The sequence below is a fragment of the Acinetobacter sp. Colony158 genome (assembly GCF_019264745.1).
Lineage (GTDB): Bacteria > Pseudomonadota > Gammaproteobacteria > Pseudomonadales > Moraxellaceae > Acinetobacter > Acinetobacter ursingii.
In genome coordinates this window covers 1,009,763-1,025,223 of sequence record NZ_CP078523.1, presented here as the reverse complement: position 1 = coordinate 1,025,223, position 15,461 = coordinate 1,009,763, and the positions used below count along the sequence as shown (strand labels likewise).

Genomic DNA, 15,461 nt, shown 5'->3' with positions numbered 1-15,461 from the left:
ATTTTGGCGGTGAGAGAGGGATTCGAACCCTCGATACGCGTAAACGTATACACACTTTCCAGGCGTGCTCCTTCAGCCACTCGGACACCTCACCAAGGCGAGCGATAATAGCTAAAAAAAGACATGCTGCCAAGCTTAAAACAATTGATTTGCAGAAAAAAAAATAACTTAATGTTAATATGGCGCAAAAATACTGTTCAAATATTGAAGATTGAGTATGCAAAGTCCTGCAAAAAAAGCCGCATTGCCCGCGATTACGCTAGCAGCGTTAGGCGTGGTATTTGGTGATATTGGAACCAGTCCACTCTATGCATTTGCACAAACCTTTACCAGTGCGCATGTCACGATTTCCGAAGCGACAGTATTTGGTATTCTCTCCCTGATTTTTTGGTGTATCACCTTATCCATTAGTTTTAAATACGTCACCATTGTGATGCGTGCAGACAATAATGGCGAAGGCGGTATCATGTCGCTTTTGGCATTATTACTGAGAATAAAAGAACTCACTCCAAATCAGAAAATGTGTCTCATTGCTTTGGGTTTTGTCGGGGCTTCGCTATTTTTTGGAGATGGTATCATTACCCCCGCAATTTCAGTACTTTCTGCGATTGAAGGTTTGAGCATTGCCACGCCTGCATTTGATAAATGGCTGATGCCGATTGGTCTAGGAATTTTGACTGCACTCTTTGTGGTACAGCGACATGGTACGGCGACCATGGGGAAATTTTTTGGTCCAATCACACTCGTCTGGTTTATTTCTATTGGCTTATTGGGGCTATGGAGCATTATTCAGACACCGCATATTCTATTGTTCGTAAATCCTTTATGGGCCATTGAGTTTGCGATTCACCAACCTTTTATTGCCTTTATTGCGATGGGTTCTGTGGTTTTAACCATGACTGGTGGCGAAGCACTATATGCCGATATGGGGCATTTTGGTCGTCTGCCTATTCGGTTGGCATGGTTTATTATCGTTTGCCCGTGTTTATTACTTAATTATGCAGGTCAAGGTGCATTGTTACTGCGTGATCCAGCAGCGGTTTCAAATCCATTCTATTTATTGGTACCCGAATGGGCTTTATACCCGATGATTGGTTTGGCTACAGCTGCTGCGGTAATTGCGTCGCAAGCGGTGATTACTGGCGTATTTTCAATGGTCAATCAGGCCATTCAATTGCGTTATTTACCGCGTTTAAGTGTGATTCACACCTCTGATGTCGAGCAGGGGCAAATCTATGTGCCGTTTATTAACTGGGTACTGTATATCTCAGTTTTTATTTTAATTATTTTATTTGAAAGCAGCAGTAATCTGGCCAGTGCTTATGGTGTGGCGGTTACTATGACCATGCTGTGCGTCACGATTTTGATTTCTGTATTGGCTTATGGCGCGTGGAAATGGCCGTGGTGGAAAGTGGCGATGTTTGCGATTCCATTTTTAGCCTTGGACGGTATTTTTGTGGCATCAACTTCGCTCAAGATTTTAGCAGGCGGTTGGGTGCCAATTGTCATTGGTATTGTGGTATTTACGATTTTGATGACTTGGAAACGTGGTCGTGAAATTGTCTATCATCGTCTGGAAACAGATGCATTGCCAATGAGCCTGTTTATCCAGAGTATTGGTTCGAGTAATGAAACGCATTTTGTGCCAGGCGAAGCGATATTCCTGACAGGTAATCCGAATATTGTGCCACATGCGATGCTACATAATATCAAGCACAATAAAGTGTTGCATGAACGGAATGTCATGGTGACCGTATATACGCGGGATATTCCCTATGTGGCGCAGCAGGATCGAATTAAATTTGAAAAATTGAATGATCATTTTTATCGTATCTTTATGTATTACGGTTTCAAAGATCAGCCCAATATTCCTCAGGCACTCGAACAGGCTTATGATGAATGGGGCTTTGATTTCGATATGATGCAGATCAGTTTCTTCATTTCACGTGATCGATTGATTCATACGGTTGGAGATGGCATGTCGCCGTGGCGTGAAAAACTGTTTATTTCAATGCAACGAAATACCAGTCCTGTCAGCGATTTTTATCAGATTCCACCTAACCGTGTGGTAGAACTGGGTAGCCAGATTGAAATTTAAATCCAAATTGATGAATAAAAAACCAGAGTCACAATGACTCTGGTTTTTTATTGGATAGCGAGCAGTTATTGAGTCACTGGCGCTGAGATTTGCTCAGGAGCCGCATTGCTATTTTGATCCTGCACATCTGCTGGCGCTGCTTGCATTGCAGGTGCTTCTGGTTGAGCAGATTCAGGCATCGCTTGCGCTGGTGCATTTGGATCGATCGATGGGGCTGGTGTAGCAGCAGGGTCTGCCATTTCACTTTGATGTGGTGTGACAGCCTGAACGTCTTGTGAGTTCATGGGCTGAGTTTGCACTGGATTAGATTGAGCAGAAATAAGCTGAACTTTGCCGCTGTTGACTAAATCTGCAAGTGAACCAGGTTGCCCATTTACCGTCGTTGTCACTTTGGCTTTGGATAAACTTTCTAGAGTTTCGCCCGCCTGAACTGGTTGTTCTGCGAAAGCAGTCATACTCAATGAGGCTGTTACGAAAGCTACAGCAATGAATTGAGTGCGCATAAGAGACTCCTAAATTTAATCATTTTTCATGTTCATCGTGAGCCTACCTTCGCATAGCCATTCTTGTTGTTTCAATTAAATATACGAAACATGACCAATCACATGGTCAAAGATAAAAATAAAACGACAAACTGTTACGCGCATAGATCGTTTATTAAGCAAATTGTGCTGTTGCTTTAATCAAATGAGATCTGACTGAATATACAGTGAAAACTTGAATTGTTAAGCTTTTACTTAGACTCTTGATTTGATGTAGAAGATTGTGGCACGAAGAAAGACCCGAGCAAGTTCAGATTTCTCTTGGATCAAACAACATATTGGTAAATTTTTTTTGGGCTCAGTTGCGGCAGGCAGTTTTGTGATTGCTTTTGGTGAGGGTAAAGTTTCACAATGGATAAGTCCGATTTCAAATAATAGCGCGTGTCTCAGTCAGTTTTATCGCGATATTCCTCCAGTTTTAGCAAAAGACAGTCTACAAAAAAATAGTTATGCCCTGTGTTTTCATGATTTTAATGTCATGTATTCAGGTGTTTCAAAAACACCGCTTTGGGTAGCAGAAAAATTGACTCCACAACGTTTAAGTAATCGAATTAAGCGCGAAGATAATTTTCATGAAGAAACTCGAATTCCAGACATGCATCGAGCTTTATTAAGCGACTATCGTGGTTCGGGTTATGACCGTGGACACATGGCACCGAATGGCGATATGGGTAATACCACAGCACAATACGATAGTTTTTCACTTGTTAATATGGTGCCGCAAGCGCCTAAAAATAATCAACAAGTTTGGCGTGAACTTGAAGAAGCCACCCGTGCATTGGTGACAAAGCAGAAACAGGACGTTTATGTGGTGACAGGACCAGTCTTTGAAGGAAAAAAATTAAAAACGATTGGACGGGGAGTGATCGTTCCAAGTGCAGTATATAAGATCATTTATTTACCAAAAACAGGGGCAATTGGTGCATATTATGCGCCGAACGATAACTCATTACAGGTTAGGGTGGTCAGCGTATGCTATCTTGAAGAAAAGCTTGGAATGAACGTGTTTCCACAATTAACCGAAGAACAAAAACGAAATGTTTACCAACTTCCCCTCAGTGCCAATGCTGTCAAAGCACAAAAAGCATTGAGCTATTTACATTGGGATGGTGAAAGCCAGTGCGCGGAAGATGTTGAGCAGCAAACCCTGACCGCCGTGCAGAAACAATTTACTCAGCAAAAACAGCAAGCGGTACCTATTGAAGCCCAAGGGATTGATGAAGACACCAAACAAGCGATGATCAAACAATTGGTCGATGCACTGTTGCATTATTTTTTACAAATTTTGAGATAAATCAATCGTGCAGAAATTACAAAATAGGTTAATTTCAAATGATAGAAAACAACAAAGAGCCGTCAATAAATGTTTAAACCGTTTGAGAATGGAAATGAATCATCCAGTATTGAGGACTTAACACTCGAAAATCAGATCGATTGTGTGAGTTTATATGGCAATTTGCAGATCACCAAAGATCAACATGGCTTGCAACTGGCAAAACAATTACAGGCATTGGTGAATGCAATGGTGACTGAACTTGAGAAACAGCCACTTCCCGAGAAAATTCAGACCAAAACTGAACAAGAGATTGATAATCCGTTTTTATAATGAAGAAAAAAACAGTCTTTAAAAGACTGTTTTTTTGTGACATTTAAATCTTAGTCTTTTTCTTTGATCACCACTTTATAGATGAACGCGCCCACAATCGCACCTAAAATAGGGGCAACCCAGAATAACCATAATTGGCTTAAAGCAGCGGTTTCGGCAAAAAGAGCAACTCCTGTACTACGTGCAGGATTTACAGAGGTATTGGTGACTGGAATACTGATCAAGTGAATGAGAGTCAAAGTTAAACCAATGGCGATAGGTGCAAAACCCGCAGGCGCATTTCGATGTGTCGATAGTAAAATAATGATCAGGAAGAAAGCGGTAAGTACGACTTCAATTAAGAATGCAGACCCTAATGAGAAATGATTCGGTGATAACTCAGCATAACCATTAGTGGCGAAACCACCTGTACCTGAAAAGCCTGCTTGTCCATGTACGATGATATACAGCACAAACGCCGAAACAGCCGCACCAATGACCTGTGAAACAATATAAGGAATGACCTCCTTGCCATCTAAGCGCCCACCAACCCACATGCCAACACTTACCGCTGGATTAAAATGCGCACCAGAAATATGCCCAAAGGCATAAGCACCTGTTAATACAGTTAATCCGAAGGCAAATGAAACACCTAGAAAGCCAATACCCAGTTCAGGGAATGCGGCGGCCAATACTGCACTGCCACAACCACCGAAAACCAGCCAGAATGTACCTAAGAACTCTGCTAAATATTTATGCATTTTGTTTTCTCTTACTTTTGTTTTTGAACTTATAAATCGCTTGCTGTGGTTAATATTTATGCGATTATGGTTTTATTTTTATCTCTATCTGAGAATTTAACCAAGAAGATAAATTTTTTATTTCATGTCTTATTTAAATTTAATGATGAACGTACTGCTGTCGCCATTGTTGTGGTGTCAGTCCACTCCATTGTTTAAACGCACGTTGAAAAGCACTTTGTTCTGAATAACAGAGCAATAATGCGATTTCCTGTAAGCTCAAATGAGGATCTTTTAAATATTCAAGCGCCAGCATATAGCGGATTTGTTGGGTTCGTTGCTGAAAAGTCATATTATGTTGTTGTAAATGACGTTGTAATTGACGTACCGATAAGCCCAATTGCGCTGCGATTTGATCAATTTGATATTCATTCTTTTGTAAGCCTTTCAAAATAGCTTGTTGTAAACGCTGATCCAGTTGATTGGAATGAGGTAATTCTTGTAATAGTTCTTGTGCTTGACGCATCAATAATTGTTGTAGGGTATGGTCTGCATTCCCAATCACTTTATTAGCTTCACTTATCGGAATGAGGATTTGTGTCTTGGCTTGAGAAAAGCGTACTCGACAATGAAAATAGCGCTCATACATGTGTAAGTCTTTGGGCGCAGAATTGATGAAATGAACTTCATGTAGCTCGATTTTTTCTTTACACATAAACTGCTGTAAAAATTCAACCATTAAAGCAATCGCGATTTCATCGGTCAGTTGAGTCGGATGCAGTTCGGGCTCTTCCCAGCGGATTGAAAAATAAGGCAATACGAACTCAACTTTTAAGGGACTGCCATCATAAACCAGTCGATGAAAATCCTGATAACGATGGAGTGCTTCACCCAGACTTTCACAGGATAATGCCAGATAGGCCAAAATACCCAAGTGCTTGGGTTGTACATATTTTGCGATACGTAGCCCCAGACCCGTTTGCGGTTGTAACTGTTGAATTTGTTCCAGCAAATCACGCCAGATCACATAATCGAAACGTTCCAGATTTTGAATTTCAAGCAGCTTCGGCGGAACAACAAGATGTTGTGATTCACAATATAATTTTAATAAATGTCCCAGCCCTCCATAGACTGATCCCGCATAATTTTTTATTAAAGCCATCCTTTAGTGCTCTTTTGTCGTGTTTTGTCAATGAATGATAAAAATGAGTCAATACATAGCATAGAAAAATTCTTATATTCAAGTCAAAAGGGAGGATTATTTAAAATGATAAAAGGTTTTGTAGCCGGTTTAGTCTTAGCCAATGGCTTTGAATGGGTAGCACACAAGTATTTATTACATGGTGTACATCGAAAAGGTCAGCCACGTTTTAGCCCCACACCAAAGCAAATGGAGTCACATTGGGCGCATCATCGCGAAGTGCGCAAAACAGAGTTTCATGACGAATGCTATGTGGAAGGATTGCATCACTGGCGTACTCGTAATGAACTTGGTGCATTAGCTGTAGTCGCTATTGTTTCAAGTGCAGCTGCCTATCCATTTTCAAAAGGTATGGCGTTGGCATTTTGCTATAGTGCAGGCAATTATTTTTATGTACACCGTCGTTCCCATCTTGAACCTGACTGGGCAAAACGCCGTGTTCCTTGGCATTATGATCATCACATGAACTCAAATCAGGATGCAAATTGGGGCGTGACTCGGCCATGGTTTGATTATATTTTGGGAACACGAGTTGTTTCATCTGCGGATTTAAAAGAGGCCAATCCTTTAGGTTTAGGATTACCTGAAAAATGGTCTGAAAAGTTGACCACCGCCGTTGAACGCTTTTTTCCAGCCCAATACATTGAACAAAAGCCAAAATTGCTAGAGGCTTCGACCGCAGAAGAGATGCAAACGCAAACTTCCGTCGCTTAAAAATAAAGGGCAGTTAAGTCAAACTGAACTGCCCTTATATTATTTCAAGAGATGTGTTAGAAGTTAGAGGCGCATTTCAATGCCTTGTTCCGCTAAAAATGTTTTGGCTTCAGGAATGGTATATTGTCCAAAGTGGAAAATACTGGCCGCCAGAACGGCATCTGCGCCACCTTGTAAAATACCATCTGCCATGTGCTGTAAATTTCCAACACCACCAGAAGCAATGGTGGGAATCGAAACTCGATCATTAATGGCACGCATCAGGGCAATGTCATAACCTGCTTTAGTCCCATCTGCATCCATACTGGTCACTAATAATTCGCCAGCGCCATATTCTGCCATTTTGACCGACCATTCAAGCGCATCAATACCCGTCGGCTTGCGACCGCCATGGGTGAAAATTTCCCATTTATTTTCGCCTGTTTTTTTGGCATCAATCGCGACTACGATACATTGCGCCCCAAAACGTTGAGAGGCTTCCTGTACAAACTCAGGATTGAACACCGCGGCAGAGTTGATACTGACTTTGTCTGCGCCTGCATTGAGCAACGCACGAATATCTTCGACTTTACGCACACCGCCACCAACGGTTAATGGCACAAATACGCTTTCTGCCATACGCTCTACAGTACGATAAGTGGTGTCGCGCCCATGATGTGTTGCGGTAATATCCAGAAACGTGATTTCATCAGCGCCTTGCTCATTGTAGCGACGCGCCACTTCAACAGGGTCACCTGCATCACGAATATCTAAAAATTGGACACCTTTGACGACACGGCCATTATCGACATCAAGGCAGGGAATAATACGTTTTGCAAGCATGGTGACATCCAGCGATATTGGTCAAAATCAATAAAGTTCACGAGACAGAGCAGAATCTTGGTAAACTGTAGCGCTATTCTATCAAACTTATAATTGTTGCACGCAGGTTTTCTATGTCGGTTTATACGCCGTTGAGTTTAGAACAAGTTCAAGCATTTGCTTCGCTTTATGGATTAGAGGTGATGGACTTGATTCCCATTCAGGGAGGAATTGAAAACACCAATTATTTTTTAGTGACGCAGGATCATCAACAATACGTCTTGACGGTGTTTGAAGAACTGGATTTGCAAGGCGCAAATGAATTGCCGCCAGTATTACAATATCTAGGCCAGCAAGATATTCCTGTTGCTGTACCTTTAAGTTATGCGGAACAATTTATTCATATTATTGCCGATAAACCTGCTCAAATTGCTCCAAGAATCGCGGGAAAGCATCCTATTCCACCAACACTTAAGCAAATATTTGCGATTGGTCAAGCACAGGCACAGTTACATTTAGCCTTACAGAATGTTCAATTTGAACGTCAAAGTTATCGCAACCACGCTTATTGGACAAGTGTTGCAGATCAGCTTAAAGCCTATATGAGTCAAGAGGATCTAGAATTATTAGATCGTGTTTATCGCTTATTTAATCAACAGCGTGAGCGACATTGTGATTTGCCAAAGGGCTGGATTCATTCCGACTTATTTCGAGATAACACTCTGTTTGAGGGAGATCAATTACAGGGGATTTTAGATTTTTCTGAAATGAATCAAGATGATCTATTATTTGATATTGCCATTGCGATCAATGATTTTTGTACCGAACATCCGACGGTACAGCTTAATTCGGATCAATTCAATGCATTTATCGAAGGCTATCAAACGGTTCGTACACTGACTTCAGATGAACATGCCTGTTTGAGGGTTTATTTGGCGATGGCTGCTTGTCGATTTTGGTTATTACGATTGCAAGTCGCGCAGCGTAATGCGCAGGAAGTGCGAGAGAGTGAAGATATTTTGCAAAAAAATCCTTTAGAAATGCGACAATTATTGCAAAATCGTTTAGCCGCTTTAACAGATTAAGGGAAAACCATGATGCGTGATCAGGGACGATTAATTGAATGGTTTGATGAAAAAGGGTACGGTTTTATTCAACCCAATGATGCGGATAAAGACCGTGTTTTTTTACATATCAAGGATTTTGCCCGTTCTGGACCACGACCAATCGTCGGCTGCGCGCTCGAATATCTGGTGATTTTGGATGAGCGAGGACGTTATCGTGCCAAGCAGGTGATTTATTTAAAGGCGGCACAAACTCGTGCTTTAGCTGCAAATAAGAAACGTTCAGTTTCCACCGCTCGTACATCTTCACTTAAACCGATGCAAATTGCAGCAGTGGTTTATATTGTCATTGTTGCCCTTCTCAGCTTTATACACCTATTACCTGCTTATAGTTTTATCTTTATTGCGCTGATGAATGTCTTGAGTTATTGGTTGTATGCGCAAGATAAAGAAGCCGCGCAACTGGGAAATCGGCGTGTGCCTGAACAAACTCTGCATATTATTTCTTTTTTGGGCGGTTGGCCTGCGGCGGGGTTAGCGCAACAAAAATTGCGACATAAAACACAAAAACAACCCTTTAGGAAAATTTATTTTTGTACCATAGTGTTAAATATACTTTTATTACTCTGGCTGATTTCTCCGTTAAATGTAGTACTACGTTAGAGGATCAATACAATAAATCCAAAGGTGTCTCTATGAACAACTCTTTAGAACAACTGCAATCCAATAAAACCTTAACGCTGGTTCTTTATATTTTATACATCGCCGCTATTTTTAGTGCAGGGCTGTTAGCAATCGTGGCCCTCATCATTAATTACGTAAAACGTCGTGATGTTGAAGGGACATGGCTTGCTAGTCACTTTACTTGGCAAATTCGCACATTTTGGTGGTATTTGTTCTGGAACATCATCGCTTTTGTACCGTTCTTTTTTTTATTTTTTACTGGTGATAATGATAACTTGTTTGCAGGTGTCGCCTTATCTGCGAGTACTTTCTGCGTAGTTGTGATTGGCGCTGCTTGGATCTGGATTGTCTATCGTGCAATACGCGGCCTAATCGCCTTAAATGATAATAAAGCAATGTATCAATAGTTTAGAATTTGTCATGGTCGAGAGAAGCGAATTGCTTCTCTTTTTTTGCTTAATAATAGTGCAATTTGAACAATGCTTGCTCACTTTGCTGCGCTATTTTGAAAACAGTGTTAATAATAACTAAACATTTTTGATTTATAAAATTTACCTTTTAATTTTTATATATTTACTTTTTTAATATTTAAACATTACATTTTTATTTATTTAAATTTACTTTTTTAATTTAAATATTTTACTTTTTTAATAAATTAAATTTACATTTTTAATATTTTAAAATTACAAAAAATCTCTGTTTTTTTTTGTCGCTAAATTTTGTATTTGTTCTAACCATAGAAGCGACCTTTACGACGACGTAGACCCAAAACATGGATTGCACGAACCAAGACCGCATAGGAAACTGAATAGCCAAACTCCTGTTCAAATAAGGGAATTAAATCACTAATATTTTGAAATTTTGTATTTTTTACAAATGCTTGGAATGCATCCCAATCTTTAATATGTGCGGGTGCACCACGTTTTTTGGTGGGTTTGGGGTTCAAACTTCCTGTCTCTTCTTCAAGCTTAATCCATGCATCCAGTGTGACTCTGGAGATGTTGAATTCTTTACAGACAGCGAGCTTATAGTCGGTTTTTTTGTAGGCTGCAATCGCGGCTTTACGCGTTTCAATCGAGTAGCGTGGCATTTTATTCTCAGATTGGTTCAAAATAATTTTTTTATTATATGGCATAGTTGTTGCAAAAGAATAATCACTGAACATTATTTTATTGCGAGTTACAATAAAATGGAAAATGAGCAATTTCCAACCAAAAAGTTGAGCTTGTGGCAAGTGGTCATTGTCGGCATCGCTTATATGACACCTATGACGGTGTTTGATACTTTTGGCATCGTTTCTGAAACTACAGACGGACGAGTACCCTTGGCTTATTTATTGGCGCTGGTGGCCATGTTATTGACTGCGATTAGCTATGCAAGATTTAGTCGTTGTTCAGAACGACCTGGTTCGGCCTATAGCTATACCGCTGAAAGTTGTGGGGCAACCGCAGGTTTCTTTGTGGGATGGTGTGCCTTACTGGATTATCTTCTCTTGCCGTTGATTAATGCTTTATTGGCAGGGATTTATTTACATGCCTTGATTCCTGCGATGCCCTATTGGTTCTGGGTGATGCTGGCAGCAGCTTTGGTCACATTGGTGAATTGTTTTCGCATTCAGATTTTGGCGAACTTGAGCTTATTGTTTGTTTTTGCGCCGATTGTGTTGATGTTGGTATTTATTTATCTGGTGATTAAAGGAATTGGGACGACCGAAGGCTATGAGCATGTGCTTACGCTTACCCCACTTTGGAATGGAGATCCTCAACTGCTTCCATTGATCGCAGGCGCATCAATTTTATGTTTTTCTTTTCTTGGTTTCGATGCAGTCACGACATTGTCGCAGGAAACCGAGCAACCCAAAAAAGTGATTCCTCAAGCGGTAATTTTAACCACGTTGGCAGGTGGTGTTATTTTCATCAGTGCTTCATGGTTTATTCAGTTGTACTTTCCAGATAACACACGTTTTAAGCATCCAAGTGAAGCTTTGCCAGAGATTGTGTTGTATGTGGGCGGAGCATTATTTCAGGCGATCTTTTTATGCGGGCAGATTATGAATACGGTGGCTTCAGGTTTGGCAACCCATGCCAGTGCCGCGCGATTGATTCATATTATGGGTAAAGACGGTATTTTCTACAAAAAGATTTTTGGCAGCGTTAATGCCAGACTCGGTACACCACTGTATTCCGTTTTGGTTATTGGGGCGATTTCCATGACTGCCATGTTGCTGGATTTGGCAACGGTGGTCAGTCTGATTAGCTTCGGTGCACTTATTGCGTTTACTGCGGTTAATTTCTCGGTCTTTATGCATTTTTACATCAAGAAAGGTGAGAACAAAGGCTGGAACAATATTTTTAAAAATCTTGTGCTTCCGATCTTCTCTGTCGCGGCCATTGTCTGTCTGTGGTTTAACCTTGATGCTGCCGCACTGCATTTTGGTTGTGTTTGGCTCAGTCTGGGAATTGCTATTTTTATCTATAAAAAATTGAGAAAGCAAAGTGTTGTCATGAGCAATGCTTAATGAATATCTGAATCAAAGTGAGTTGAACAAATGAAAAATCTGTTAATGAAACCCGTGTTGTTGAATGATGTGGAATTTAAAGTTAGTCAAGCTATGACAAGTGAGAAAGAGTGGAACTGGATTGCTCCACAACATGGGCATATCGAGCATGCTGCCAATTATTATGAAAGCTCTCTGGCAGATTGGCATCAATTTGAAAGTTTACAAACTGATCTTGAGTGTGATGTCTTGGTCATTGGTGGAGGCTTACTCGGTGCATCTACGGCACTACATCTGGCTGAACAAGGCGTTGACACCGTTTTGGTTGAAAAAAATCGGATAGGGAGCGGTGCTTCAGGACGTAACGGCGGACAACTTACCCCCGGTCTTGCACGTTGGGAGGCAGAAGAAATGATTGAGCAACTCAGTCATGCTGATGCCAAAAAATTATGGCAGTTTACCTCAACTGAAGCTATGCAGTTGATTGATTCGATTTTGGCGCGTTATCAAATTGATGCGGCACGTAAACATGGGCATATTACCGCCGCAGTTCATGAAGGACATTTGGTTGCACTGACACAAGGAGCAGATGCCCGAAAATATCTGGGTGAAAACCATACGCAGGTGGTGGGTAAACATGAACTCTATGAATATGTGAAGTCCGATCGTTATTTTGGGGGATTAGTTGATCGCTTAGGCGGACATATTCATCCTTTAGCGCTCAATCGTGGACTAATTTATGGATTTTGTCAGCAAGGTGGGAAATTGTATGAACATACCGAAGTGGTCTCGATACAGGAACGGGAGGACGGGATTTATGTTCAGACCACTACAGGCTGCATTAAAGCGCGAAAAAGTGTGGTATTGGCCGTGCATCATGCGTCTTTTAAATTGCTGGAACAAAAAAATCAAACCACCATTCCATTTTATACCTATGTCTGTACCACTGCGCCGCTTAATATTGAATTAAAGCAATTATTGCCACAGGATCATCCGGTATATGACACCCAATTTCAAATTGATTATTACCGTGGAGTTTCCAATAATCGACTCCTTTTTGGTGGACAAGGCACAGGAACTTGCTGGAATGCTGAGAAAACAGCACAATATTTGAAAGGTCGCATATTGCATGTGTTTCCACAATTAGAACAGGTCGAACTCGATTTTGTCTGGAGTGGCACAACTGATTTGACCGTCAACGGTGCAACTGATAGCCGTAAATCAGGGGATAAATTTCCTGTCTATGCTGTACATGGCTGGAGCGGTCATGGTGTAGCACAAACTGTCCGCATTGGCAAAGCCATTGCAGATGATTTTTGTGGGCAGTCAGATGACTTTGAGATGCTGACTCAGATTCAGCATCAAGATATTCTATGGGGCAGAGCTTTGGCACCTTTAGTTATTCCAATGGCAAAAGGATTTTATGGCGTTGGTGCTGCGATGAATCCAGGCAAAATGGTATCGTTTTAGTCTCAAAACAGGCTTAACTCAGGCAATATGTACTAAAATGTATTGCCTGATCTATGAATATCATCAGGCTATCAAGTGCTGCCTGATGCAAGCTTGTTATGTTCAGTTATATGCAGAATGAATTGAAAATAATCACTCGCTATCTTTATGAATGTACTGAAACGTCTTGAATGGATAAAGAATTATCGCTTTGCCTGTCAACTTGCGATGCAGCGATATTCACGCCTGAAACTCGATTTTATCCTGATGTTTTTACTGGTGGTCTTCGTTGCAATATTTGGGACTTTGTTTCCCTATCTCATGAAGTTACTGGTCGATCAGGTTGAACAAAACCATCATATTGAAATTGCTCATTTATTTAATATAGAAAAACTTTATTTATTGGTGCTGGCTTATGCCGCAGCATGGCTCATGTCGCAATTGCTATCATGGTGTCAAAATTTATTTAGCATGATCATGTCGGTAAACTTTGAGACGGCACTGATGTATTCTGGCGTCGAAAACTTTTTAGCCCTGCAAAAACAACATCAAGATCAAACGGAAATAGGCGCCTTCCTGACCGACTTGCAACGTGGCGCATCGGCGATGAGCGAAATGACTTTTGCTTTTTTTATGTTATTAGGGCCGATTGTATTTCAACTTTTATTTATTTTTGCGGTGTTATTTAAAACGATTAATATCGTGTTTAGTGCATGTTTTGTGGGGACGGCCCTCCTGATTTTTATTGTTTCTATATTAATTAGTAAAAAAAGTAGTGGTTATTTTAATGAAATTTATCAGGGACGTAATTTAATCAATACAGCTATTTTAGAGAAAGTATCTCAAAGCTATGAAATTAAAATTAAACACTCACAAGTTTATGAACAGAATCGTTTAAAACAAAGTTTATCGAGCTATGCAGCCATCGTCAAAAATACCAATCTTCGTATTGGTGGGTTAATGATGATACAGGTTCTTTTAATTTTTCTATTTTTACTCGGATTTATGTTTTACACCGCCTATATTTCCCAGCATCAGCAAATTAGTTCAGGCGATTTTGTCCTGATTAGTACCTATACTATTCAGTTGACTTTGCCTTTTTTAATGGTCTCGCAAAGCCTGATGCGGGTAAATGGCAATATTGTAGCGCTGAAAACTTATCGACAATATTTTGATTTATCGCGCGACCATTATCAGCCTTGGACATCAACAGGGTCTAGCACTTCTGTTTTATATCAATTTGAGGATGCCACACTGAACTTGGGTAAACATGAGATACAGCATTTTAATTTACAGCTAATGGTGGATACTCATTATGCGATTGTCGGTCAGACAGGTCGCGGAAAAACTTCACTTATCAATTATTTAATTGGGATTTCAAAGATTAAATCTGGGCGACTTTATTATCAGGATTTGGATATTTCAAAGCATTTTTCTGAAGAAATTTTTAATCAAGTCAGTTTTGTCGGACAGCATGCTGTTATTTTTTCTGGCAGTTTAAAAGACAATCTAGTTTATAATAGCCCTTATGATTATACAGATGCTGAGTTGATAAAATGGCTGGAAAAATTTAAATTAAACTCAATTCTTGAAAAGAACAAAATAACAATAAATGATGATATGGGAGATATATATAAAAATTTTTCAGGGGGCGAAAAACAGCGAATAAGTATTTTACGTGGAGTTTTAAGGCAACCGCAATTATTGATTTTAGATGAGCCAACCTCAGCATTAGATATCACTACCGCATTGGAAATAATAGAGTTACTAAAGAAACAGGTGAAATCCTTGATTATAGTTTCACATTCGCAGCAATGTATTGATTTAATGGATGACGTGATTGATTTAGATCAACAGTTTAACTAGACCACTGAAAACAAGGGATGATGATCAAGTGTGATCCATGAGAAATTTGATTAAGATGCTAAAAAAATGTCAGATCAAGTAAACCATTCAGATTATTTTGTAATTTAGACTTCATTATTTCTTCTATATTTTTATAAAACTAATATATAACAATTAGTTGAATATCATTTTTAATCATTGACTGTTGAAAAATAAATGCGATAGAAAAGTTTTTTTAATT

Annotated in this window: 15 protein-coding genes and 1 tRNA gene; 10 read left to right on the top strand and 6 right to left on the bottom strand. The window is 40.0% G+C overall.

Features of this window, described 5'->3' with window-relative positions; translation table 11 throughout:
- Positions 1–4: 4 nt before the first annotated feature.
- Positions 5–94: transfer RNA gene (locus JR005_RS04075), tRNA-Ser, on the bottom strand.
- 123 nt (positions 95–217) lie between these two features.
- On the opposite strand from JR005_RS04075, the gene JR005_RS04070 reads away from it, so the two are divergent.
- Positions 218–2,098: a potassium transporter Kup gene (locus tag JR005_RS04070; RefSeq protein ID WP_004991903.1), complete on the top strand. Its 1,881-nt coding sequence runs from the start codon at positions 218–220 to the stop codon at positions 2,096–2,098.
- Between the two features lie 65 nt (positions 2,099–2,163).
- On the opposite strand, the gene JR005_RS04065 is transcribed toward JR005_RS04070, so the two are convergent.
- Positions 2,164–2,601: a hypothetical protein gene (locus JR005_RS04065; protein ID WP_049174006.1), complete on the bottom strand. Its 438-nt coding sequence runs from the start codon at positions 2,599–2,601 to the stop codon at positions 2,164–2,166.
- A 259-nt stretch (positions 2,602–2,860) separates the two neighbouring features.
- Here JR005_RS04065 and JR005_RS04060 point away from each other — a divergent pair, with 259 nt between their 5' ends.
- A complete protein-coding gene (locus JR005_RS04060; RefSeq protein ID WP_218665796.1) occupies positions 2,861–3,934 on the top strand; it encodes a DNA/RNA non-specific endonuclease in 1,074 nt (357 codons plus the stop codon).
- Positions 3,935–4,003: 69 nt separating this feature from the next.
- Positions 4,004–4,246 (top strand): hypothetical protein, encoded by a 243-nt coding sequence (locus tag JR005_RS04055; RefSeq protein ID WP_004994464.1) that lies wholly within the window; start codon positions 4,004–4,006, stop codon positions 4,244–4,246.
- Positions 4,247–4,296: 50 nt separating this feature from the next.
- Here JR005_RS04055 and aqpZ read toward each other — a convergent pair whose 3' ends face one another.
- Together aqpZ and JR005_RS04045 are read right to left on the bottom strand one after the other, a co-directional pair.
- A complete protein-coding gene (aqpZ, locus tag JR005_RS04050; RefSeq protein WP_218665600.1) occupies positions 4,297–4,986 on the bottom strand; it encodes an aquaporin Z in 690 nt (229 codons plus the stop codon).
- A gap of 139 nt (positions 4,987–5,125) precedes the next feature.
- Complete coding sequence (locus tag JR005_RS04045; protein WP_218665599.1) at positions 5,126–6,127, bottom strand: helix-turn-helix transcriptional regulator; 1,002 nt, start codon at positions 6,125–6,127, stop codon at positions 5,126–5,128.
- 105 nt (positions 6,128–6,232) lie between these two features.
- Here JR005_RS04045 and JR005_RS04040 point away from each other — a divergent pair, with 105 nt between their 5' ends.
- Complete coding sequence (locus tag JR005_RS04040; RefSeq protein WP_218665598.1) at positions 6,233–6,880, top strand: sterol desaturase family protein; 648 nt, start codon at positions 6,233–6,235, stop codon at positions 6,878–6,880.
- A gap of 63 nt (positions 6,881–6,943) precedes the next feature.
- On the opposite strand, the gene hisF is transcribed toward JR005_RS04040, so the two are convergent.
- Positions 6,944–7,702, bottom strand: a complete 759-nt coding sequence (gene hisF, locus JR005_RS04035; RefSeq protein WP_005001040.1) for an imidazole glycerol phosphate synthase subunit HisF — start codon at positions 7,700–7,702, stop codon at positions 6,944–6,946.
- Between the two features lie 113 nt (positions 7,703–7,815).
- Between hisF and JR005_RS04030 the strand changes: the two genes are divergently transcribed.
- Genes JR005_RS04030 through JR005_RS04020 form a run of 3 tightly spaced genes read left to right on the top strand, consistent with a single transcriptional unit; the run spans position 7,816 to position 9,836 of the window.
- Positions 7,816–8,766, top strand: coding sequence for a homoserine kinase (locus JR005_RS04030; protein WP_218665597.1), 951 nt, complete (start codon positions 7,816–7,818; stop codon positions 8,764–8,766).
- 12 nt (positions 8,767–8,778) lie between these two features.
- The gene (locus tag JR005_RS04025) at positions 8,779–9,408 is read left to right on the top strand and encodes a DUF1294 domain-containing protein (RefSeq protein ID WP_218665795.1); all 630 of its coding nucleotides are present in this window, start codon (positions 8,779–8,781) and stop codon (positions 9,406–9,408) included.
- A 32-nt stretch (positions 9,409–9,440) separates the two neighbouring features.
- Positions 9,441–9,836, top strand: coding sequence for a DUF4870 family protein (locus JR005_RS04020; RefSeq protein ID WP_004994447.1), 396 nt, complete (start codon positions 9,441–9,443; stop codon positions 9,834–9,836).
- Positions 9,837–10,159: 323 nt separating this feature from the next.
- Here the strand turns inward: JR005_RS04020 and JR005_RS04015 are convergent, their stop codons facing one another.
- Positions 10,160–10,519 carry a helix-turn-helix domain-containing protein gene (locus tag JR005_RS04015; RefSeq protein ID WP_004991869.1) on the bottom strand — a complete coding sequence of 120 codons (360 nt, stop codon included), beginning with the start codon at positions 10,517–10,519 and terminating at the stop codon, positions 10,160–10,162.
- A 99-nt stretch (positions 10,520–10,618) separates the two neighbouring features.
- Between JR005_RS04015 and JR005_RS04010 the strand changes: the two genes are divergently transcribed.
- The 3 genes from JR005_RS04010 (at position 10,619) to JR005_RS04000 (ending at position 15,241) form a co-directional block, all read left to right on the top strand.
- Complete coding sequence (locus tag JR005_RS04010; protein WP_218665596.1) at positions 10,619–11,947, top strand: APC family permease; 1,329 nt, start codon at positions 10,619–10,621, stop codon at positions 11,945–11,947.
- A gap of 30 nt (positions 11,948–11,977) precedes the next feature.
- Complete coding sequence (locus JR005_RS04005; RefSeq protein ID WP_218665595.1) at positions 11,978–13,396, top strand: NAD(P)/FAD-dependent oxidoreductase; 1,419 nt, start codon at positions 11,978–11,980, stop codon at positions 13,394–13,396.
- Positions 13,397–13,543: 147 nt separating this feature from the next.
- Positions 13,544–15,241 carry an ATP-binding cassette domain-containing protein gene (locus tag JR005_RS04000; protein WP_218665594.1) on the top strand — a complete coding sequence of 566 codons (1,698 nt, stop codon included), beginning with the start codon at positions 13,544–13,546 and terminating at the stop codon, positions 15,239–15,241.
- The last annotated feature ends 220 nt before the right edge of the window (positions 15,242–15,461 follow it).

Bases quoted from the DNA above. Each gene is read 5' to 3' on its own strand.
- JR005_RS04020 (WP_004994447.1), top strand. From the start codon at position 9,441: ATGAACAACTCTTTAGAACAACTGCAATCCAATAAAACCTTAACGCTG.
- JR005_RS04070 (WP_004991903.1), top strand. From the start codon at position 218: ATGCAAAGTCCTGCAAAAAAAGCCGCATTGCCCGCGATTACGCTAGCA.
- JR005_RS04010 (WP_218665596.1), top strand. From the start codon at position 10,619: ATGGAAAATGAGCAATTTCCAACCAAAAAGTTGAGCTTGTGGCAAGTG.
- JR005_RS04030 (WP_218665597.1), top strand. From the start codon at position 7,816: ATGTCGGTTTATACGCCGTTGAGTTTAGAACAAGTTCAAGCATTTGCT.
- JR005_RS04040 (WP_218665598.1), top strand. From the start codon at position 6,233: ATGATAAAAGGTTTTGTAGCCGGTTTAGTCTTAGCCAATGGCTTTGAA.
- hisF (WP_005001040.1), bottom strand. From the start codon at position 7,702: ATGCTTGCAAAACGTATTATTCCCTGCCTTGATGTCGATAATGGCCGT.
- JR005_RS04055 (WP_004994464.1), top strand. From the start codon at position 4,004: ATGTTTAAACCGTTTGAGAATGGAAATGAATCATCCAGTATTGAGGAC.
- JR005_RS04015 (WP_004991869.1), bottom strand. From the start codon at position 10,519: ATGCCACGCTACTCGATTGAAACGCGTAAAGCCGCGATTGCAGCCTAC.
- JR005_RS04005 (WP_218665595.1), top strand. From the start codon at position 11,978: ATGAAAAATCTGTTAATGAAACCCGTGTTGTTGAATGATGTGGAATTT.
- JR005_RS04065 (WP_049174006.1), bottom strand. From the start codon at position 2,601: ATGCGCACTCAATTCATTGCTGTAGCTTTCGTAACAGCCTCATTGAGT.
- JR005_RS04025 (WP_218665795.1), top strand. From the start codon at position 8,779: ATGCGTGATCAGGGACGATTAATTGAATGGTTTGATGAAAAAGGGTAC.
- JR005_RS04000 (WP_218665594.1), top strand. From the start codon at position 13,544: ATGAATGTACTGAAACGTCTTGAATGGATAAAGAATTATCGCTTTGCC.
- aqpZ (WP_218665600.1), bottom strand. From the start codon at position 4,986: ATGCATAAATATTTAGCAGAGTTCTTAGGTACATTCTGGCTGGTTTTC.
- JR005_RS04045 (WP_218665599.1), bottom strand. From the start codon at position 6,127: ATGGCTTTAATAAAAAATTATGCGGGATCAGTCTATGGAGGGCTGGGA.